Below are 18,305 nucleotides of genomic sequence, written 5' to 3'. Positions count from 1 at the left end.
CTTGATTTATCAAATGCGGCCATAATCTCTTTTAGTGACTTCCCCTCATACCCTCAGCAGGAACACATAAAACTCTCTGTCAGTACATAACGCATCCGCACGATCTAGCAACTCATTGAAATAGGCCGCATCATCTGCTGTCTGGATCGCTCGTAGCGTGTCATCCATGTTCAGTGTGCTGTCTTTATCCAGTGAGAAGAAGTCATCTTCATCATCCTCAATCTCCGGTATCAATTCCACATGGTGAAACTCTTTGATGAACTGCTTAATATAAGCCGTGTCATATATAGATGATGGCATCGGCTACCCTCTCCATTAAACGCTCTCTATGCCTCTTTACTGACCTCTCAGACACATTCAGTGCAGCTGCTATTATGTCATACGATGGCCGTTGTGCCTCCCAGTAGAGAAGTCTGAACAGTTGCTGCTCTTCCAGCGGTAAGCTGTTATACACTTCTCTGATGCCCTGCACAATCTGCCGCATGTTTTGCTTTCTACTGATATGAATTTCATCATCCATTCTTAGTTTTAGCAGCTCATAGCCACGTATAAAAGATTCTATCCGTCTATAATCATGTTTAGTGAGTGGATCTAATCCCATGATGTCCTCCTGCAGATTATCATTTATTATTCTTTATCAAAAAAACCTCCCTAAATAAATAGGGAGGTCAGGAGGTCATTCTGATTCAAAAGTATATTCATCTAAATTTATACTTTAAGTTGAACGCCAAAGGGAGATTGTTCACCATAACGACACCTTTATTATATCGCTTTTAACTGTTCTTGAAGCATCACCAAATATAATGACTATGGACTGCGACCATTCTTAAAATCTTCTCTCTGAACACCCTTAAAGTGAGTTCACTTCGGTTTAGTATTTTGGCGATCGTGTCATCGCTCTGTTTCTCGTCCTGCCACCAGGACAGTTTAATAATGTTCTGCTCTGTCACACTGCACCTATTGTATGCCTCTGCGATGCCTTTAACGACTGATTCCACACTTTGATAATAATCATCTGACCATTCAGCGGGTCTATTCTGATACTGCTCGACTAAAGAATGATACTGTCGCACTCGTCTTTCCAGGACTTTATAATCATGCTTTGACAGAGAAATAGAATATTCTGTTCCAGGGGTCATATCACAAGCACCTCACGCTCTTTATTTAGCGACTCTTTGATTATAGCTACATGTTCAACGACTGCCTTACGTTGTATGGTAGTACGCGCCCTATTGCGTTCTGTGCGCTCCTTATCAGTCACACAATATAAATCTACCCGAAGTCGTTCAATGATCTCTGACGGCCTGTATGTGCCGTTAGACTTCATGTAACGCTTAATCATCTGCTGTTCCATTGGGGAATAGTTATCCATCACTTGTTTGAGCAAATTCATATTATGAGTGGACTTCTTATAATAATTTGCCAGTTTTTCTTTTTGCTCGATAATATGAATGGCCAGTCTTTCTGTACCCGTACTCACATGGCAGAGACCAAATACGCCAGCCTCAACATGTCCTATACTTAATGAATAGTAGTCCTCTATCTGTTCTTCCAGCATGGCTATCTTACTGCTAATTTGATAAGGGTTGAATTTATTCAATAGCTCCCAGTCAGTCACTCTATCATTATATTCAATAACTTCACGATACATGAAGAACTGCTTTACCTTTCTCAGTCGCATTTCATACACCTCTTTAGCATGGCCGTATGCCTGTTTTTTTGAAGTTTAGATATTCTTTATAGGTCAAAGCTGTTCCCTCACTTTATTTAAGTTTGGCTGCTGCCTGTTCCATCAACTGAATTTTTATCTCGTTCTGAATATCCTCTTTTATCTCTATCTGCATAACACCTTTTAATGCGGCCACGTTGATTTTCTTACTGAGTGAACGAATGTCGGCAGTTGCATTATGTCTCATGACATCATGTAAGTCTGCAATCATGGCAGCTACTTTATCTTTATCTATATTCGATAGTTCACGGTTACCAATCAAGCTATTCTTTAACTTTGTGATCTCACTTGATACATCGTTCAATAAACCACTCTTAGTTGTATTGCTAATGTGTTCATCATCAGTGAAGTTAGAAACACTATGATAAAAGTTGTACACTGCATTATATTTGTTCGACATTTTCAGTCCTCCTTTTTTAGAATAACCTCTACATGATTGCTCATATAGAGGTTATTGATTTTATAACGCTTTAATATCAGACCATGTTAGGCCAGGGTTATATTCATGATTGATGATTTCTACAATCTCAATATCATAGTCTGTTAAATATTTGAGATTATTCCAGATCGCTTTCTTCTCATTTCTGAACAGGTTATTCATTGCTTGGTTTTCTATAAGTTGCATATTATCTTTTTCTTGTGGCAGAAAGCTGTGTACGGGAACGATAATTTCATTATTCTTATATCCTAAAGCATTAAAGGCCATGATTGCTTCCGGTGTAATCGGGTACACCCTGCACACATATTCAGTCTGTAAAAACTTCCCCTCTTTAACAGCCTTTTGCTCTTTGTAAAGTAAATGACGCATTATGCTCTACCTCCTTTTTCGCTGTTAGTTTTGAAATATTGCTCGGTGTTGTCAACGAATATTAATGGATAACCAACCATATATAGATAGCGTTTAAGCCAGCTTTGTTTCTTTACGGCTTGACCGTTCTGATTCGTCTCTGACATCCCCCACTCATACGCATCATCAGGCGATTGTAAAAACTTTTCCATCGTTTCAGCCATGTTCATATAAGCGTATTGTTCACTTGTTTCATCAGCGAGCTGTTTTTCAGTTGCTATCAGCTCATCAATCTGTTTTCGTGTCTGTTTAAGTCTTTGCTCATTTTTAGTAATGGTTTTATCGAGTTGTTCACGCTCGATTTGTAAGTTACTTTTAAGAGTCGGCAGCATCTCGCTAGGAACATTAAATGCTTTAGGTTTGTTAAAACGTTTCAATAGTTCCAGTTCGCGTTCACGATCTATCACTTCCAGAAAGTCCTGTTCATTAGGAGACTCTAAATAATCTTTCACGTCTCTAAGCTCTTGCTCTAATGAAATGGATTGATGAAAGTCACGTTCTTGATTGAATAAGATTTGCAGCGCTTTGCTTGTTTCTTTCATGTACTTCGCATCAGGTTCTGACAGTATAGTGTTTTTCACTGTGGACTGTTTAGGCTTCACTTTTTGTTTTACTTTATTGGATGCTGCAAGTTCATTATCACTTTGAGTGGCACGATTAAAGAAAATTCCCATTAATTATTCTCCTCCGTTTTCTAAATTATCAATAGTGCTATCAATCACTTTCAATACTGCTGCATTGATTACACTATTTTTATTTGAGTAGTCGTTGAATGTAGACATATTCTTCACCTGTTTATGATAAGTACCTTTATGGGTAAACTCATTTACAACTCTGCGAGTAAGATCGTTTACCATCTTTTTTTCATTAGAAGTTAAATATTGTCCGTTATCGACTGCTTTATTAATCTCTTTGATTATTTTGTCAGTATAATCACCTGTTCTCTCTGCGTTATTCACCGGCAATCGTGTGATGCCATTCTTTATGTTATTAAGAATCGTTTTCTTTCTGTTCATCTGTCATTCCTCCATCTTTATAATAGTTTTCTTGGTTTAATCACTGTCTCTAAATTTGTATTGGGCAGAAAATCAGCCAGCTGTTTCATGATAGTCTGATATGCTTTGTCTCTCGCATTGAACAGCTTGGCAATAGGTCTCTCACGGTCGTATGCAGGCACCGACGGGCTTTGCTGGAACTGTTCATAGTCCCCGTTCTCGTCAATATCTTGCCAGGCATCATCTAACATGATTCTCAGACGTGCAGCTTGAACGATTAGTCCCTCGACCACATGCTTTTTATCTTCCGGTATATCTTTGAATACATTATTGAGGCGTTCTATCTCAGCGGCTACACGTTCTGATCTATTGTTTGTCGTCATGTCATCACCTGCTTTCTGAATTGGGGAGGGGGGTTATACGCGAGAAATGAAAAAAATCCCCGGAATCGACCCCTCCACCGGTACCCGTGCCGACCGTTTGAAGTCGGTTTGTTTTTAAGGGGGGGTGTTAATCAACTAACATTTATTTTCTTTTATGTTTATATTTATAATTTAATCATATCATCTGCACTTGTTCTTGAATCCTTACGACTCTAGCTTTCAAAAACAATGCCGAATGTTATATTGAGGTTATTGTCTTACAGAAAACAGAAGACCTAACAATAGGTTAAGTCTTCTTTTTCTATGCCTGTCTGATTCCTTATTTTTCTCTGCATCCTTTGATAACTCATATTCATCAGTCGCTGTCGCTTACGTTCTGCCATATAGATCAGTATCGTTTCATCCTTGACCATATGTTTGTAATCTTCCTTACGTTCCAGATATTTCATTCTATTGTACTCTCTCATTTTCTCTTTGTTGCGTTCCCTGTACTCTCTTAGATATTCCTTTCGATGTAATGACTGCATAGCCTATCCCCTCGCTTATTTGTCTTGCTTAAGCTCTTATGCCCTGCTTACGTTTCATCTTCCTGTAGTGTTTCATGTTCACTGTTCTTGTGTAGACTGTATCATCACGCGTTATCTCCTGGTTACGGCCATCCAAACGGTACTGCTGCCAGTAGTTCGGTATCTGACACACTCGGTTCATCTCCTTGATGATATGCTCGATACCCTGCATGTCTGAACGGAATGTACATATCATCTGCCCGATGTTCGTCTGATTCTCTTTAGGCTCCAGTCCACGCTTGAGCATGTTGACAACCTCATGATTCATGAACGTCTGCAGCATCGCCTGTCCTACTGGTGAGATACACCAGTCACATGTGATGAAGTCTATCTCCATGTACTGATAGCCGCCCTGCTGTCTTGTGATATGTGCTACCGGTCTGTTCTCGCGTTCGCACCGGTTATAGTCGTAATGTGTCGCTGAGTGGTCGAGTAGCTGAAAGGCATTAGTTGGTATATTTAGCATGGTATGTCCTCCTTAGTTTAATAACTCATCATCAAAGGCTGCTGCGTACTTACCAATAAACCTGTATGTGATTTCCACATTGATATCAGTCGCGCCATGCACCTCTGTGATGTGCTTAGTGATTTTCTCTATCTCAATCAGTTCTGTCATTGACTTGAAGCGTTCAATCTTCTCATTAAGACTGCTGATCTGTTTATCTGATAACCGGCAGCCTGTCATCTTCTTAGTTCTGAGCATCGGTTATGCCTCCTAAAATTATTGGTGTACCAGGTTTGTACCACATTATTATTGAGGTGTACCAGATGTACCTGTGACGCTTACGTCTTACTCTCCCAACGAATTAAAGCATCTGTACCAGATGTACCAGGTTTTTTTGAAGATATATCATATATATATTGGTTATTAATAGAAGCTATTAATGTATTCATTTATATATACTATTAATAAAAATATGTTACACCTGTTACACTTAGCTAAAAACGTTGATATGACTGGGTTAAAGCGTCACAGATTATAAAATAAAATATGGTACATCACTTGGTACACTTGGTACACTTCTATTCACTGTAATCAAAATCACTACTTGTTGACTGGAAATCAAAACCGAATTCCTTAATAATACTGTCTTTAATAGAATAGGTTCGGTATTTCCTGCCACTTTGTCTTACCTGCTTTAATAATGCATCTTTATCAGTTACAAGATAACCTCTCGCATTCCACTCTTTGAGCGTCTTATTCATTTCGAGTTCTAATATTTTTTTTAGAGTATCTGGCATGATTCCCAGATAGTCCTCCTTATAAATCCCGATAATTTCACCATGTGCAAATTTACTTCCACCATAAAGAATGTAATCTCTATGGCTATCCATGTACTCGAGTACGTTTTCAAGTAACTGCTTCGGTTTATCGATGTTCTGGTTAGTTTTTAACATGCTATTGAATGAATCATTCATGATAGCTGTATAGTCATGATTAAATTGGGGCATCTGATGGAGTATGAGTCCTGCAAGATGCAGAATGCCAAAAGAACGACTTAAACGTTCTAATACTTCGTTTTTATTTGACTTCTCATAGTACTCACGACAAATCAGATCATATTGTCTGCGGTAATAATCCTCATTGTTTTTATAACACTTCCAGAATGCAGCACCCAGTGTACCGTGATCATTATCAAGCGCTTTATACAGTACATTGAAATCAACCTCATTAAACGGACTATTTTCTAACGTGATGATTCGCGCAGCTGCTCCACCTTTGCCTTCTGTCATATCGGCAAGCGAAGTCTCCCCTGTGGATATCAAGATGTTATTCCAGGTATTCTCTTTCACTATACTTCGTACAGAACCTCTGCCTTTATCAACTCCGGTTGAATGGTTATAGATGACAGATGTCAGGATGCTTGGAGAAGCTGTGCGTGTGTCATCCATACAAATTGGAAAGCTGTTCATGAATGAGGTTTTACGTTCAATACTCACACGGCTAGAGTTCCAACTGTTGATTAATTTATCGTTGCCCCAGACGCTCGACACCACATGCAGTGCCGTTGTCTTACCTGTTGACGTTTTACCACTATTATCAACTATGAATGGATCTACATCGAACTCTTTTAATAATGGACTCGCTAACGCTGCGTATACCATCGTCATAACAACTGACTGCTCCTTGATAATCGGCCAAACATTTTGGTTGTAACTTAATAGTGCGCCTTTAGGTTTGAAAGCATCGACAATATTTTTATAACTGTCATCTTCAATGAACAACTCGATGTCATTATCCTCGTGAGGTATCACAAAATGATTTTTAATATGCCCAATTCTTTCAGTCATTTCAGTTGTTTCCATCGGGTTGCATGCCATTACTTTTTGAATAAACTTAATTATTTCTGTTGCGTTATAATCATTGACATCGAGTCCGAATCTAGCAAGTTGGATTAGTTCCTTTCGCTGCGTGATGTCCTGGGTCTTAACTGGTCTGATAATGGTATTTCGTCCGTCATTGAATGAGATAAGATAATTAATCTCGCCTGTCTCGATATTGCGATAACGTTTGAGAATGCTTGGATAATTAGAAGAAATGAACACTTCCACAATCTCTTTATTGTCACCGCGCCCTTTTTCAACTTCCATCTTAAGATGGCCATTAGGCTTGATTAGATATGGTTTAGGAATGAATGTCTGTTGATTGCTGCGAGTCTTGATAACTTCTTTACCATGTGGACTATAAACGGTTGTGCAGTCCTCTATCGCTCGTTTGATTGTCATTTCTCCATACGTTAAACCATCACCACTATGCACCATATCCCACTTGTCGCGGTATAAGCCGGATGAACGGAATATGCTGTCCATTTCATGCGCATCTTTTCCAGTGAAAAATGCCAGATGATTTACAAGTGCTAAATCTGCATCAGACTGAGAGTTATACCGTCCCTCCCAATCACCTTTCATTAATGTAGAGATTTTATCGGCATTCTTACTACGTGCCATCACTTTGATAACATCAATTTCATCAGTTTTGTCAAAGTTCAGTTTGAATGGCTCAATATCGGTTTTACTTGTCTTATTCCGAGTGAAATACTTTTCTGCCAACTCATTGATATACTGCTGATCGTCACAGATTGAATGATTGACTGTATTGGCACCGGTATAAGTCATAAATCTACTGTGGCTGTATAGTTCGATATCAAGCTCAGTGTTTTTCTTTTTTATATTATCGGGTAGTTCACCCTTAAAATAAGCGTGTATACCTGTTCCAGACGGTGAAATCTCATACCAGGTTGTTTCCATCACTTCCATAGCAAGTTCACTCCGTGGCTGTCCAGTTTCATTGTCGAACGCACCATCTAGATCAAGTATGATGAACGGGTCGTCTTTAGTAAGAACGAACCCTATACCATCAAACCGTGATTTATCGAAGTACGATTCCACATGGTAAAAACTGTGCCAGCTTTCACTATTAGTGGATGATGCCCTCTTGCTTTCCGTTGAATACGGCACTTTTTTAAATTGCTGCTTTGTTTCGTCCCACTCTGCTTTCCAGAATATCCACTGATTCAACTGTTTGAGTTCATCTGGCACATTCTGCAGCACCGGTTGTAAAATTTGTTCTTTAGTGGCTAGTGCCATTCATTTGACCCCTCCCATGCGTTCTAAAAACGTGATATAATTAGAAATAGATAATTTTAATAATCCTTTGAACAATTTCTTATTGTTTGTTGCTAGTCGGTAATCCATCGCTCGCCAAAGTGTCCGGATTATCGGCTTTTTTGTTGTTCCATTCGTTTCTGAATAATTCTTGCAAGCTTTCACTCACTTCTTTAAGTTCTGTGAAATACTTATCCATTAACTCAATGTGCATTTCTGAGTTGATTTTTCTTTCTTCATATCCCCACTGATATTTTTCGATGTCCTCTTTAAATGGTCGTTCATTTTCAAAGAGATCATCATGCTGCCAGGCAACTGCTGTTTTCAGTCTGTCAATTTTCCCTACGATTACTTCTAGTTCACTTGTTACGCTGTCCAACTGATGTAAGTCTTTATTATTCATTTCAATCTCTCCTTAGTTTTTAACTTCATATTTAATGTGCTTAACCACTTCTGTTGCTGCGAATAACCATACTAACCAAAAACATAATTGAATCTGATGTGTAGCATCGTCTGTAAAGTAATCGGAAAGAATGATGCTGATAATCAAGTAGTAGATTATCTTTAGATACTTCATGTCATCCCTCCTAATATTTTTTCTTCAAAAACAACTTGACCGACTCACGATCTAAGAATTGATAAAGGGATTTTGCGTGAAAACGGTAATGATCTCCAGAACTCGTTGGAAAATGACACCACTTTTCAATTTCCTCTTTATATCTAGGGTGATAAAGTATTTCGTTTTTCAGATACGCAGTGCTACATCCGATATGCTCGGCCACTTCTTTTAAGCTGAGAAATTTGCCATCAAGCGTGTTGTTGAGAAGTTCCTCATACTCAACTTTAGAGATCAGCACGAACTCGGGCGGAATCTGAATCTGAGCTTGCAGTGTTTGCATTTATTTCACCTCCTTTTGACGTCTATCGGCGTCATTAATATTTAAAAAAATAGGGATAAAATCATTTAATAAAAAAAGTACTTTCACACTTGGAATTGCTCTCCCATTCTCAATGTCAGAATAATAACTTCTAGATATTCCAATTTTTTCAGAAAATTGTTTTTGTGTTAATTTGAGATTCAATCTCTCAGCTTTTAATCTTTGTGAAATGATAGGCTGCATCATTATCGCACCTCCTTTTGACGTCTATCGGCGTCATATTTATAACCTCATTATACCTGTTCCGAAAATAAAATCAACCCTTAATGTTTCTATCGGCGTCATTTTGAGTTATAATTATTATCGGGAGGGATTACATGTCTATTGGAAACAACATCAAATTAATAAGAAAAGAAAAAAAGATGACTCAGCAAGAATTTGCTAATCATATGGAAATTTCAAGATCATATTTAAGTGACATAGAAAACAATAGAAAAAATCCCAGTTCAAGTACTTTAGAGAAAATATCAGAAAAACTAGATGTTTCTATGGTTTATTTAACCACTGGTAATAAAATTTTGAGGGATTTAACTGATAGAGAACAAAAAGAAATTTTTTCGAAGTATAAAGAACAAAAAGAAACTTTTTCAAAGTATAAAGAAAATATTCAGAAGGATATCGTTAACCAAAAAGCAAATGTTCAAAATTTATTAATTAAATTATCGAACGCTGATTTGACTTATTCAGAAACATTTTATTTATCTACTGTGCTTAATTTTATTATCTCTTCTGATGATAAAGATTTAAAATTCATGACCGTTCTTTTTAATTATTTAGAGAGATATAAAGATGCTGAAATATCAGATGAAGATTTCTCAGAAGTTATCGATGATTTAAAAGAATCTATCAGTGATTATTTAAAAGGACAATATCCTAGCGTAAGGAGGACTGATTAAATGGCATCATTCGAGAAACGTGGCACTACCTGGCGCTATGTCTTTTATGCGACGGTTGACGGCAAGCGTAAGAAGATACAGAAAGGCAGCTTCAAGACTAAGGCTGAGGCACGCAAGCATGCCAGCGAGTTGGAGGCTTATTATAACCGTGGTTTTTCTTTAGATAACACTGTCGTTTTCCATGAGTACTTTTATAACTGGATCACCGTTAATAAAGAGAATAAAGTCAGTCATAAACAATTCATGAAGTATGAGAAGATGCACGAATATTTAAAGGCAGCATTCCCCTATGACCTGCTGAAAGACATCACGAAGCCAACCTATCAGAAGTTTCTCAATGAATATGCAGCTACACATTCCACTGATTCAGTGCGTAAGCTGAACGCTGCAGTGCGTAACGTGATGGATGATGCCATACATGATGGCCTGATACTCAAAAATCCCACGTATAAGGCCGTTACAGTGGGGGGAAAGGAAAGCAAGGCTGCTAACCTCAAATACCTCGAATATGAGCAGTACAAGGCTCTCAAGCTGTATTTAGAGGGTATGGACACACTACCGGCTCACTTCCTGCTGCTCACGCTGGTGACGGGTGCGAGATTCTCAGAGATTCAGCAGTTGAAAGTATCTGATTTTAATTTTCTTCACAACAAGCTGCATCTTCCAGGAACAAAAACCGATACATCTGATAGAACGATAAGCGTTGACCGTTCAACCATGCAGCGAATGAAGCACTTTATAGATAACCGTCCTACTCACATCACCGGCCATGTATTCAGCCATTATGGTACGCTGGTATCTAACAACACGATTAATGGCACACTGGCTGCTGCATGTAAGGAATTAAAGGCAATCAGTGAAAGTAAAGTTGAAGCTAGCGGGGAACTGAAAAAGTATATTGATGATCTAAAGAAAGAGAACAAACCTTTCAAGTTTGATAAGGTCGTCACCTGCCACGCTTTACGCCACACACACTGCTCTGTTTTGATTGCTGAGGGTATTTCTATTCATTATATCAGCAAGCGCCTGGGACATAAGAATATAGGCGTTACAATGAGTGTCTACTCACATCTATTAGAACAATCTTTTGAGAAAGAAGAAGAAAAGGCGATAAAGTTCTTAGAAAGCATCTAAAAAAGCCGATTACAAATTATTTTTGTAGTCAGCTTTTTCTTTTGGGGATTATTTGGGGACAAAAAATAAAAAACGTATGATAACCTATTCTATCTGAATGAACTTAAAACCTTGCTGTTAAGCCATTCTGATATTTTAGTTATCACACGTTTTTACTGCATAACGCCCTCGGAGGGGATCGAACCCCCATCTTAAGAACCGGAATCTTATGTGTTATCCATTACACCACGAGGGCATGATAGTTTCTATTATAACCACTGTCTCGCTAAAGATAAATATGCAATTATACAATATTGTGGTTTTTATGATGTTTTCTATGTTTTATTTTAACTCATTCCGCGATTATCATATTATTTAAAGCAGATGAAGTTCTATCTTTTGACTATTTTTGACCAACCATAGTATATTATATTTAAACTTAACTTTAAGGAGGATTTATCAATGAATTTAATTCCTACAGTAATTGAAACTACAAACCGCGGCGAACGTGCGTATGATATTTATTCACGTCTCTTAAAAGACCGCATTATTATGCTTGGTTCTCAAATCGATGATAACGTTGCCAACTCAATCGTCTCGCAGTTATTATTCCTGCAGGCGCAGGATGCTGAGAAAGATATCTACTTATATATCAACTCACCAGGCGGCAGCGTCACAGCAGGCATGGCAATCTATGACACAATGCAGCACATTAAACCTGACGTTCAGACGATCTGTATCGGTATGGCCGCTTCAATGGGTTCATTCCTGCTCGCAGCCGGCGCTAAAGGCAAACGCTTTGCATTACCGAATGCAGAAGTGATGATTCACCAGCCACTCGGCGGCGCTCAAGGTCAGGCAACTGAAATCGAAATCGCTGCGCGTCACATTTTAAAAACACGTGAGAAATTAAACCGCATTTTATCAGAACGCACAGGTCAGCCGATTGAAAAAATCGAGAAAGATACTGACCGCGATAATTTCTTAAGCGCTGAAGAAGCGAAAGAATACGGCCTGATTGATGACGTGATGCATCCAACTGACGCTGCTAAGTAATGATGGTTCTGCTGACAGTAGTTATACTGTCAGCTTTTTTTACGGCAAATTTTACATTATGTTTACATTATCTATTCAATTAATTTACAAATTACTGATAGATTAATGATGTACTCATAAAATTTAGGAGGAAATTTTCCGTGAAAAATATGAACAAAGTTATTGCTTCGTCTGTAATAGCTGGACTGTTCCTGTCCGCGCTCCCAACAGCTTCCCCACTTCAGACAAAGACTGCCCAGGCAGCTTCAACGTGTAAAGTATCAGCTCAGCCGAAAAACGTCATCTTCATGATCGGTGACGGTATGGGACCATCTTATACATCAGCTTACCGCTACATGCAGGATAAACCGCAGACAAATGGTCTGGACACTGTTTCTTTTGATAATTACTTATTAGGTGCGCAGCGTACAATCGCTGAAGATGATCACCAGAACATCACGGATTCTGCATCTGCTGCTACCGCTATGAGTTCCGGCGTTAAGACTTACAACAATGCCATTGCTGTCGATAATGATAAAACACCTGTTAAAACTGTGTTAGAGCAGGCCAAAACGGTCGGTAAATCAACAGGTCTGGTTGCCACTTCTGAAGTAACACATGCAACACCTGCTGCTTACGGTGCTCACGATGAATCCCGAAAAAACATGCCGGCGATTGCTGATGATTACTACGATGAAATGATCAACGGCAAACATAAAGTAGACGTCATCCTCGGAGGCGGTAAAGATTACTTCAAGCGTGAAGACCGCAATCTGATCAAAGAATTCAAAAATGACGGCTATAAATTTGTTGACAATAAAAAAGGATTACTGAAAGCTGCTTCTAATTCAAAAGATAAGCAGATTCTCGGATTGTTCTCTCCAGGCGGTATGCCTAAAATGATCGACCGGGATGCTAATATGCCTTCTTTACAAGACATGACTAAAACAGCAATCAAAAAATTAAACGCCAACAAAAAAGGATTCTTCTTAATGGTAGAAGGTTCTCAGATCGATTGGGCAGGCCATGCTAACGACGTGACCGGCGCTATGAGTGAAATGAGAGACTTCGACCTTGCTTTCCAGGAAGCGATCAACTTCGCTAAAACTGACTGCAACACATTAGTCATCGCTACGGCAGACCATTCTACCGGCGGCTTATCCATGGGTGCACGTGGTGAGTACAACTTCTTCGTAGAACCGATCAGACAGATGAAACATACATCTGAGTATCTTCGTGCACAGTTAATGAAAGATGGCGCTGATGTCGATAAAATTATTAAAGACAACATCGGCTTCCAGTTGACTGCTGCTGAATTACAGGCAATCAAAGATGCTGTAGCCGCTAAAAATGCTACTGCTATCGAAGATGCAATCGAACGCCCGGTTGATACGAGAAGTTATACAGGTTGGACTACAGGTGGTCACACTGGTGAAGATGTCAACGTTTACGGTTACGGTCCGGGAAGCACGTTATGGAGAGGCAATATGGACAACACTGACAATGCAAAGCGCATCTTCAAATTCTTGAAATAACATTTTATGCAGTATCAAATAAGTCTGGGACAGTCAGCTATTTGTTCCAGGCTTATTTACATGATTAAAGGAGCTTTCACATGAAATTGTTTATATACATAATGATGGCTGTTTTATTGACCGGCTGTGCTCAGACAGCGGGCAATCCATCAACTTCAATCAAAGACGGGCATCATCATCATGCATTTAAGGACGGTCAGACAATTGCGGTCGGCAAGGTGAAGACTTATCCCCTCACGAAGCTGAAAACGACGACTATTGATCATACTATCAAAGTGAAAGACAACGATACAATCATTTATACCGAAGATACAGGTCACGGCATCCCGACAAAGCCTGCCGGTGAAGGTCATACATTCCACGCTATTTTAAAAGTGACTTATAAACAGCTGAGCATGTATATGCTGGATGACGGCACTTTTGTGACAGCTGACCCGAAACATGTTGTCGTAACAGAGAAAGGGCATCACAGCAACAATTATCCCCAGTACAAAATGCATGAAGATGATGTCCACTATTTGAACAGCCTGGACAAAAAAGATGCCGACTATAAATCCTATAAGACGTATGCCCAGCAGTTTGGCCAGCGCCAGTATGATTATACGCGCGAAATGCTCATGCATACAGCTATCCATGCAGTGAATCATCAAACACCGAACAGCCTGGAAATACCGAAAGAATCTTTCCAGTCGTTTGAAGCTTTCAAAAAAGCTAAGTAATAAGACTCTCATCCCCTGAAATAAAAGAGTCTGTGGACATCCACAGACTCTTTATTTTTTAAATTCAATATGTTCACCGTTTCTCAGTTTGTCGGCGATTTCATCTAGCTTCCGCAGGCGATGGTTGACTCCTGACTTTGAAATGACGCCGGTCGACACCATCTCTCCCAGTTCCTTCAAAGAGATGTCCTGATGCAGTACGCGCAGCCTCGCAATTTCACGCAGCCGTACCGGCAGTTCGTCAATACCGATCTCCGCATCGATGAATTCGATGTTTTCCACTTGCCGCATTGCTGCGCCGATTGTTTTGTTCAAGTTAGCCGTTTCACAGTTGACGAGGCGATTGACTGAATTTCTCATGTCACGGACAATTCTGACATCCTCAAATTTCAGCAGTGCCTGATAACCGCCGATCAAGCTCAGAAAATCAGAGATCCGCTCCGCTTCTTTCATATAGCTGATGTATCCTTTTTTACGTTCAAGTGTCTTTGCATTAAGTCCGTAATTATTCATCAGCTTCGTCAGATCACGGGAATGCTCTTCGTATAAAGAAAAAATCTCAAGATGATAAGATGATGTCTCGGGGTTATTGACAGAGCCCCCTGCCAGAAAAGCACCTCGTAAATAACTTCTCTTGCAGCAGTCATCTTGAATGAGCCGCTCGTCTATAGCGTGAAGAAAACTGCCTTCTACCAGTATGCCAAGTTCAGATAAAATAGCTTTGGCCCGTGTTTTAATACGGCATATGTAGACATTGTTCTTTTTCAGCTTCATCTTTTTTCTGACTAACAACTCAATTTCCACACCGAATATTTTCTTGATGAGCGAGAATACACGTCTTGCAATCGCTGCGTTTTCCGACTGGACATTAATGACCCATTCTCTGTTCGATATGCTTAAATTACCATTCATACGGATCAACGCGGCCAGTTCTGCTTTGTTACAGCAGTCATCCGCTTCAATACGTGTAAGTTCATTTTTCATTTCAGATGCAAATGACACAGTTACTCTTCCTCTCTCTGAGTGACCTGAATCGTGCTTATCTCAGATAAAGCAAGCTCATAGATCATATCGGCCAGCACTACATTATTATGTCTGACCATGTAGTCTTTATTGACATGCACTAATTGATCGTTCGTGATCATCTCAATGCCCATCGATTTCACTTTCAATATATCACAGTTAACGAACGTTGAATGGCTTCTTGCATAGTTGGATGAAATCTTCTTGTTCAGTGTCTTATGGTTCGCGATGACAAACTGAATGAACGGTGCACCTACGTGCTTATGGATAGCTTCGATATGATCAGCCACCGAATAACCCGTCGATTCACCGGGCTGTGTCATAATATTCGCCACGTATAGTTTCTTCGCCTCACTGTCGAGCAGTGCCTGCGCCAGTTCATCGAGCAGCAGATTCGGAATGATGCTCGTATAAAGACTGCCCGGACCTAGAACAATCAAATCTGCTTCCAGCAGAGCAGTCACCGCTTCTGCCATCGGTTTGATGTTGGCCGGTGTCAGGAAAACACTGTCAATCCGCTTGTTTTTAAGTGGAATGAGTGACTCCCCGACTACAATCTCCCCGTCCTCCATAATCGCGTTTAAGATCGGACTTTTATTCGTCGACGGAATGACTGTCCCTTTCACATTCAAAATTTTGCTGAGTTCACGGACAGCGTGACCGAAATCACCTGTAATATCGGTCATGGCCGCCAGCATCAGATTGCCGACTGGATGGCCGCCTAATGTATCAGTATCAAAGCGATATTGAAACAGCTTCTCAAGCATCGGTTCAGCGTCACTGAGTGCCGCCAGAACATTTCTAATGTCTCCCGGCGCCGGAATGTCCATGACGTCCCTTATTCTTCCTGTACTACCGCCATCATCCGCCACAGTAACGATTGCTGTAATGTCTACAGGATATGCTTTTAATCCGCGGGCAAGCACTGACAGTCCGGTCCCGCCGCCGATCAGACATATTTTAAGTTGTCTCATGACTCAGTTTTCCTTCAATCATTGCATCTCTATGGCTTGTCGTCACTTCGAATTCAAAGAATTCCTTTAAATCGTGGCTGATTCTTTCGGCAAGTGCCACTGAGCGGTGCTGACCGCCTGTGCAGCCGATTGCGATGACGACTTGTGACTTCCCTTCTCTCATATAACCGGGAATGATGAACTTCAGTAAATCCATCAGTTTATTATAGAATATCGTCGTCTCTTTCCATTTCATGACATAGTCATAGACTGTTTCATCAAGTCCGGTCAGCGGACGCAGCGTTTCGATATAATAAGGATTCGGTAGAAATCTCACATCAAACACTAAGTCCGCGTCGATCGGTATACCATGCTTAAAACCGAAGCTCATCACGTTGATTCTGAAAATATCGGCTTTGCCTTGATTGTACTGCTCCATGATAAAAGCTCTCAGCTCTTTTGATTTCATATCCGTCGTATCAATTATATAAGAGGCGACGCCGCGAAGATCGGCAAGCAGCGTACGCTCATGGTGTATCGCTTCAAGCGGCGCCCCGCCGTCTGCCAGCGGATGAGTTCTTCTTGTTTCCTTATATCGTGACACCAGTACTTTATCCTGCGCATCAATGAACAGCACCTGCACAGCAATATCCGTTAAATTGATGATGTTCTGCAGTTCTTCTCTCAAGTTATCAAAGAAATCTTTCCCTCTTAAGTCGATGCCGATTGCTACGCGTGATAAAGACTGATGACCATCATGCATCAGTTCGATAAACTTCGGCAGCAAAATCGGTGGTAAATTATCCACACAGAAGTAGCCGAGATCTTCCAGACTTTGAATGGCTACGGATTTACCTGCGCCACTCATTCCTGTAACGACTACCAGCTTTTTCATTCCAACATCATTCATAGTCAGCCCCCTTGTCATCACTATCCATTTTACACGAATTCATAAAAATAGACACGCCCGTGCGGCGTATCTATTGTGCTTTACTAGCTATTTACTTTGTCATTGAGATGCTCGATGTAGTGCTGAGCATTTTGAGCTGCCAGACTGCCATCACCCGTTGCTGTGACAATCTGTCTGAGAGATTTGTTTCTGACGTCTCCCGCTGCGTAAATACCCGGGATTTTTGTTTCCATCTCGTCGTTTGTTTCGATGTAGCCCGCTTCATTAGTAATCCCTAGATCAACGAACGGTGCAGTAAGCGGCTGCATACCGATGTAGATGAAGACACCATCTGCCTGAACATCTGATTCTTCGCCGGCTTTATTGATCAAGGTAACGCTGCCTACTTTACCGTCTTTATCATTAATCGATTTCAATGTAGAGTTCCAGATGAAGTCTACTTTGTCATTTTTAAAGGCACGTTCCTGTAAAATCTTCTGTGCCCGAAGTTCTTCACGGCGGTGGACGATGGTTACTTTGTCCGCAAACTTAGTCAAATAAACCCCTTCTTCGACCGCTGAATCTCCGCCGCCGATGACAATTAAGTTCTTCTGCTTGAAGAATGCGCCGTCACAGACCGCACAGTAAGAAACACCACGGCCGCCAAGCTCTGTCTCACCAGGCACACCGATTTTTTTGTACTCTGCACCGGTCGCGATGATGACCGCTTTGCCGACTAATTCCTTGTCTCCCAATGAAACGATTTTGTCGTCTCCTTCAACACGGACACTTTTAATGTCGCCGTATGCATATTCTGCACCGAACTTCTGCGCATGGTTAAACATTTTAGTGGATAAATCAGGGCCTGTGATCAAGTCGAAGCCGGGGAAGTTTTCAACGTCCGCTGTGCTGGCCATCTGGCCGCCCGGCATCCCTCTTTCGACCATTACTACAGATAAGTTTGCCCGGGCTGCATATAGTGCCGCCGTCATACCTGCTGGTCCAGCACCAATAATAATTACATCGTATTTCTTTATTTCAGTCATAATATCCTCCTTAGACGAATGTTCGTGAATAT

Annotated in this window: 25 protein-coding genes and 1 tRNA gene; 5 read left to right on the top strand and 21 right to left on the bottom strand. The window is 40.3% G+C overall.

The annotated features are described in order from the left end of the window. Nucleotides 1-45: 45 nt before the first annotated feature. From ERX35_RS00995 to ERX35_RS00925, 16 genes are all read right to left on the bottom strand, one after another. Nucleotides 46-300, bottom strand: coding sequence for a hypothetical protein (locus ERX35_RS00995; protein WP_149458041.1), 255 nt, complete (start codon nt 298-300; stop codon nt 46-48). After that, nucleotides 281-601: a response regulator transcription factor gene (locus ERX35_RS11380; protein WP_170234496.1), complete on the bottom strand. Its 321-nt coding sequence runs from the start codon at nt 599-601 to the stop codon at nt 281-283. The genes ERX35_RS00995 and ERX35_RS11380 overlap by 20 nt, the downstream gene beginning before the upstream one ends. 190 nt (nt 602-791) lie before the next feature. Beyond that, a complete protein-coding gene (locus tag ERX35_RS00985) occupies nt 792-1,139 on the bottom strand; it encodes a hypothetical protein (protein ID WP_149458039.1) in 348 nt (115 codons plus the stop codon). Next, nucleotides 1,136-1,651 carry a hypothetical protein gene (locus ERX35_RS00980; protein ID WP_149458038.1) on the bottom strand — a complete coding sequence of 172 codons (516 nt, stop codon included), beginning with the start codon at nt 1,649-1,651 and terminating at the stop codon, nt 1,136-1,138. The genes ERX35_RS00985 and ERX35_RS00980 overlap by 4 nt, the downstream gene beginning before the upstream one ends. Before the next feature lie 112 nt (nt 1,652-1,763). Beyond that, nucleotides 1,764-2,129 (bottom strand): hypothetical protein, encoded by a 366-nt coding sequence (locus ERX35_RS00975; RefSeq protein WP_149458037.1) that lies wholly within the window; start codon nt 2,127-2,129, stop codon nt 1,764-1,766. 60 nt (nt 2,130-2,189) lie between these two features. After that, nucleotides 2,190-2,537 carry a hypothetical protein gene (locus ERX35_RS00970; RefSeq protein WP_149458036.1) on the bottom strand — a complete coding sequence of 116 codons (348 nt, stop codon included), beginning with the start codon at nt 2,535-2,537 and terminating at the stop codon, nt 2,190-2,192. Then, the gene (locus ERX35_RS00965; protein WP_149458035.1) at nt 2,537-3,250 is read right to left on the bottom strand and encodes a hypothetical protein; all 714 of its coding nucleotides are present in this window, start codon (nt 3,248-3,250) and stop codon (nt 2,537-2,539) included. The genes ERX35_RS00970 and ERX35_RS00965 overlap by 1 nt, the downstream gene beginning before the upstream one ends. A gap of 3 nt (nt 3,251-3,253) precedes the next feature. After that, complete coding sequence (locus ERX35_RS00960; RefSeq protein WP_149458034.1) at nt 3,254-3,592, bottom strand: hypothetical protein; 339 nt, start codon at nt 3,590-3,592, stop codon at nt 3,254-3,256. A 17-nt stretch (nt 3,593-3,609) separates the two neighbouring features. Further along, nucleotides 3,610-3,954 (bottom strand): hypothetical protein, encoded by a 345-nt coding sequence (locus ERX35_RS00955; RefSeq protein WP_149458033.1) that lies wholly within the window; start codon nt 3,952-3,954, stop codon nt 3,610-3,612. 275 nt (nt 3,955-4,229) lie between these two features. Continuing rightward, on the bottom strand, nt 4,230-4,481 hold the full coding sequence (locus ERX35_RS11375; protein ID WP_170234495.1) for a hypothetical protein: 252 nt from the start codon (nt 4,479-4,481) through the stop codon (nt 4,230-4,232). 28 nt (nt 4,482-4,509) lie between these two features. After that, nucleotides 4,510-4,986 (bottom strand): hypothetical protein, encoded by a 477-nt coding sequence (locus ERX35_RS00950; RefSeq protein WP_149458032.1) that lies wholly within the window; start codon nt 4,984-4,986, stop codon nt 4,510-4,512. A gap of 12 nt (nt 4,987-4,998) precedes the next feature. Continuing rightward, nucleotides 4,999-5,223: a hypothetical protein gene (locus ERX35_RS00945; RefSeq protein WP_149458031.1), complete on the bottom strand. Its 225-nt coding sequence runs from the start codon at nt 5,221-5,223 to the stop codon at nt 4,999-5,001. 320 nt (nt 5,224-5,543) lie between these two features. Next, nucleotides 5,544-8,108 (bottom strand): phage NrS-1 polymerase family protein, encoded by a 2,565-nt coding sequence (locus ERX35_RS00940; RefSeq protein ID WP_149458030.1) that lies wholly within the window; start codon nt 8,106-8,108, stop codon nt 5,544-5,546. 79 nt (nt 8,109-8,187) lie between these two features. Then, nucleotides 8,188-8,529, bottom strand: coding sequence for a type II toxin-antitoxin system toxin TscT (locus ERX35_RS00935; RefSeq protein ID WP_149458029.1), 342 nt, complete (start codon nt 8,527-8,529; stop codon nt 8,188-8,190). A gap of 184 nt (nt 8,530-8,713) precedes the next feature. After that, on the bottom strand, nt 8,714-9,025 hold the full coding sequence (locus ERX35_RS00930; RefSeq protein ID WP_149458028.1) for a DUF771 domain-containing protein: 312 nt from the start codon (nt 9,023-9,025) through the stop codon (nt 8,714-8,716). Further along, nucleotides 9,026-9,250: a helix-turn-helix transcriptional regulator gene (locus tag ERX35_RS00925; RefSeq protein ID WP_149458027.1), complete on the bottom strand. Its 225-nt coding sequence runs from the start codon at nt 9,248-9,250 to the stop codon at nt 9,026-9,028. A gap of 131 nt (nt 9,251-9,381) precedes the next feature. Between ERX35_RS00925 and ERX35_RS00920 the strand changes: the two genes are divergently transcribed. Together ERX35_RS00920 and ERX35_RS00915 are read left to right on the top strand one after the other, a co-directional pair. Beyond that, entirely contained in the window at nt 9,382-9,960 is a 579-nt protein-coding gene (locus ERX35_RS00920) for a helix-turn-helix domain-containing protein (protein ID WP_149458026.1), read from the top strand. Then, on the top strand, nt 9,961-11,094 hold the full coding sequence (locus tag ERX35_RS00915) for a site-specific integrase (protein ID WP_149458025.1): 1,134 nt from the start codon (nt 9,961-9,963) through the stop codon (nt 11,092-11,094). Between the two features lie 163 nt (nt 11,095-11,257). Here the strand turns inward: ERX35_RS00915 and ERX35_RS00910 are convergent. Continuing rightward, nucleotides 11,258-11,329: transfer RNA gene (locus ERX35_RS00910), tRNA-Arg, on the bottom strand. Between the two features lie 206 nt (nt 11,330-11,535). Between ERX35_RS00910 and clpP the strand changes: the two genes are divergently transcribed. The 3 genes from clpP to ERX35_RS00895 all read left to right on the top strand — a co-directional run bounded on the left by clpP (nt 11,536) and on the right by ERX35_RS00895 (nt 14,362). Continuing rightward, on the top strand, nt 11,536-12,129 hold the full coding sequence (gene clpP / locus ERX35_RS00905) for an ATP-dependent Clp endopeptidase proteolytic subunit ClpP (protein WP_149458024.1): 594 nt from the start codon (nt 11,536-11,538) through the stop codon (nt 12,127-12,129). A 149-nt stretch (nt 12,130-12,278) separates the two neighbouring features. Beyond that, the gene (locus ERX35_RS00900) at nt 12,279-13,643 is read left to right on the top strand and encodes an alkaline phosphatase (RefSeq protein ID WP_149458336.1); all 1,365 of its coding nucleotides are present in this window, start codon (nt 12,279-12,281) and stop codon (nt 13,641-13,643) included. An 80-nt stretch (nt 13,644-13,723) separates the two neighbouring features. Continuing rightward, nucleotides 13,724-14,362 carry a hypothetical protein gene (locus ERX35_RS00895; RefSeq protein ID WP_149458023.1) on the top strand — a complete coding sequence of 213 codons (639 nt, stop codon included), beginning with the start codon at nt 13,724-13,726 and terminating at the stop codon, nt 14,360-14,362. Nucleotides 14,363-14,413: 51 nt separating this feature from the next. Here ERX35_RS00895 and whiA read toward each other — a convergent pair whose 3' ends face one another. The 4 genes from whiA to trxB all read right to left on the bottom strand — a co-directional run bounded on the left by whiA (nt 14,414) and on the right by trxB (nt 18,273). Beyond that, entirely contained in the window at nt 14,414-15,364 is a 951-nt protein-coding gene (gene whiA / locus ERX35_RS00890) for a DNA-binding protein WhiA (protein ID WP_149458022.1), read from the bottom strand. Nucleotides 15,365-15,366: 2 nt separating this feature from the next. Next, the gene (locus ERX35_RS00885; protein WP_149458021.1) at nt 15,367-16,359 is read right to left on the bottom strand and encodes a gluconeogenesis factor YvcK family protein; all 993 of its coding nucleotides are present in this window, start codon (nt 16,357-16,359) and stop codon (nt 15,367-15,369) included. Further along, a complete protein-coding gene (rapZ, locus tag ERX35_RS00880; protein WP_149458020.1) occupies nt 16,346-17,248 on the bottom strand; it encodes an RNase adapter RapZ in 903 nt (300 codons plus the stop codon). The genes ERX35_RS00885 and rapZ overlap by 14 nt, the downstream gene beginning before the upstream one ends. Nucleotides 17,249-17,331: 83 nt before the next feature. Then, entirely contained in the window at nt 17,332-18,273 is a 942-nt protein-coding gene (gene trxB / locus ERX35_RS00875) for a thioredoxin-disulfide reductase (protein WP_149458019.1), read from the bottom strand. Nucleotides 18,274-18,305: the final 32 nt, after the last annotated feature.

The sequence above is a fragment of the Macrococcus equipercicus genome, assembly GCF_004359525.2.
GTDB lineage: Bacteria > Bacillota > Bacilli > Staphylococcales > Staphylococcaceae > Macrococcus > Macrococcus equipercicus.
This window is presented reverse-complemented; position numbering and strand designations above follow the sequence as displayed.

Bases quoted from the DNA above. Each gene is read 5' to 3' on its own strand.
- clpP (WP_149458024.1), top strand. From the start codon at position 11,536: ATGAATTTAATTCCTACAGTAATTGAAACTACAAACCGCGGCGAACGT.
- ERX35_RS11380 (WP_170234496.1), bottom strand. From the start codon at position 601: ATGGGATTAGATCCACTCACTAAACATGATTATAGACGGATAGAATCT.
- ERX35_RS00940 (WP_149458030.1), bottom strand. From the start codon at position 8,108: ATGGCACTAGCCACTAAAGAACAAATTTTACAACCGGTGCTGCAGAAT.
- ERX35_RS00970 (WP_149458036.1), bottom strand. From the start codon at position 2,537: ATGCGTCATTTACTTTACAAAGAGCAAAAGGCTGTTAAAGAGGGGAAG.
- ERX35_RS11375 (WP_170234495.1), bottom strand. From the start codon at position 4,481: ATGCAGTCATTACATCGAAAGGAATATCTAAGAGAGTACAGGGAACGC.
- ERX35_RS00915 (WP_149458025.1), top strand. From the start codon at position 9,961: ATGGCATCATTCGAGAAACGTGGCACTACCTGGCGCTATGTCTTTTAT.
- ERX35_RS00980 (WP_149458038.1), bottom strand. From the start codon at position 1,651: ATGTATCGTGAAGTTATTGAATATAATGATAGAGTGACTGACTGGGAG.
- ERX35_RS00895 (WP_149458023.1), top strand. From the start codon at position 13,724: ATGAAATTGTTTATATACATAATGATGGCTGTTTTATTGACCGGCTGT.
- ERX35_RS00975 (WP_149458037.1), bottom strand. From the start codon at position 2,129: ATGTCGAACAAATATAATGCAGTGTACAACTTTTATCATAGTGTTTCT.
- ERX35_RS00945 (WP_149458031.1), bottom strand. From the start codon at position 5,223: ATGCTCAGAACTAAGAAGATGACAGGCTGCCGGTTATCAGATAAACAG.
- ERX35_RS00930 (WP_149458028.1), bottom strand. From the start codon at position 9,025: ATGCAAACACTGCAAGCTCAGATTCAGATTCCGCCCGAGTTCGTGCTG.
- ERX35_RS00985 (WP_149458039.1), bottom strand. From the start codon at position 1,139: ATGACCCCTGGAACAGAATATTCTATTTCTCTGTCAAAGCATGATTAT.
- ERX35_RS00995 (WP_149458041.1), bottom strand. From the start codon at position 300: ATGCCATCATCTATATATGACACGGCTTATATTAAGCAGTTCATCAAA.
- ERX35_RS00960 (WP_149458034.1), bottom strand. From the start codon at position 3,592: ATGAACAGAAAGAAAACGATTCTTAATAACATAAAGAATGGCATCACA.
- ERX35_RS00955 (WP_149458033.1), bottom strand. From the start codon at position 3,954: ATGACGACAAACAATAGATCAGAACGTGTAGCCGCTGAGATAGAACGC.
- ERX35_RS00885 (WP_149458021.1), bottom strand. From the start codon at position 16,359: ATGAGACAACTTAAAATATGTCTGATCGGCGGCGGGACCGGACTGTCA.
- rapZ (WP_149458020.1), bottom strand. From the start codon at position 17,248: ATGAATGATGTTGGAATGAAAAAGCTGGTAGTCGTTACAGGAATGAGT.
- trxB (WP_149458019.1), bottom strand. From the start codon at position 18,273: ATGACTGAAATAAAGAAATACGATGTAATTATTATTGGTGCTGGACCA.
- ERX35_RS00925 (WP_149458027.1), bottom strand. From the start codon at position 9,250: ATGATGCAGCCTATCATTTCACAAAGATTAAAAGCTGAGAGATTGAAT.
- ERX35_RS00920 (WP_149458026.1), top strand. From the start codon at position 9,382: ATGTCTATTGGAAACAACATCAAATTAATAAGAAAAGAAAAAAAGATG.
- ERX35_RS00935 (WP_149458029.1), bottom strand. From the start codon at position 8,529: ATGAATAATAAAGACTTACATCAGTTGGACAGCGTAACAAGTGAACTA.
- ERX35_RS00965 (WP_149458035.1), bottom strand. From the start codon at position 3,250: ATGGGAATTTTCTTTAATCGTGCCACTCAAAGTGATAATGAACTTGCA.
- ERX35_RS00900 (WP_149458336.1), top strand. From the start codon at position 12,279: ATGAACAAAGTTATTGCTTCGTCTGTAATAGCTGGACTGTTCCTGTCC.
- ERX35_RS00950 (WP_149458032.1), bottom strand. From the start codon at position 4,986: ATGCTAAATATACCAACTAATGCCTTTCAGCTACTCGACCACTCAGCG.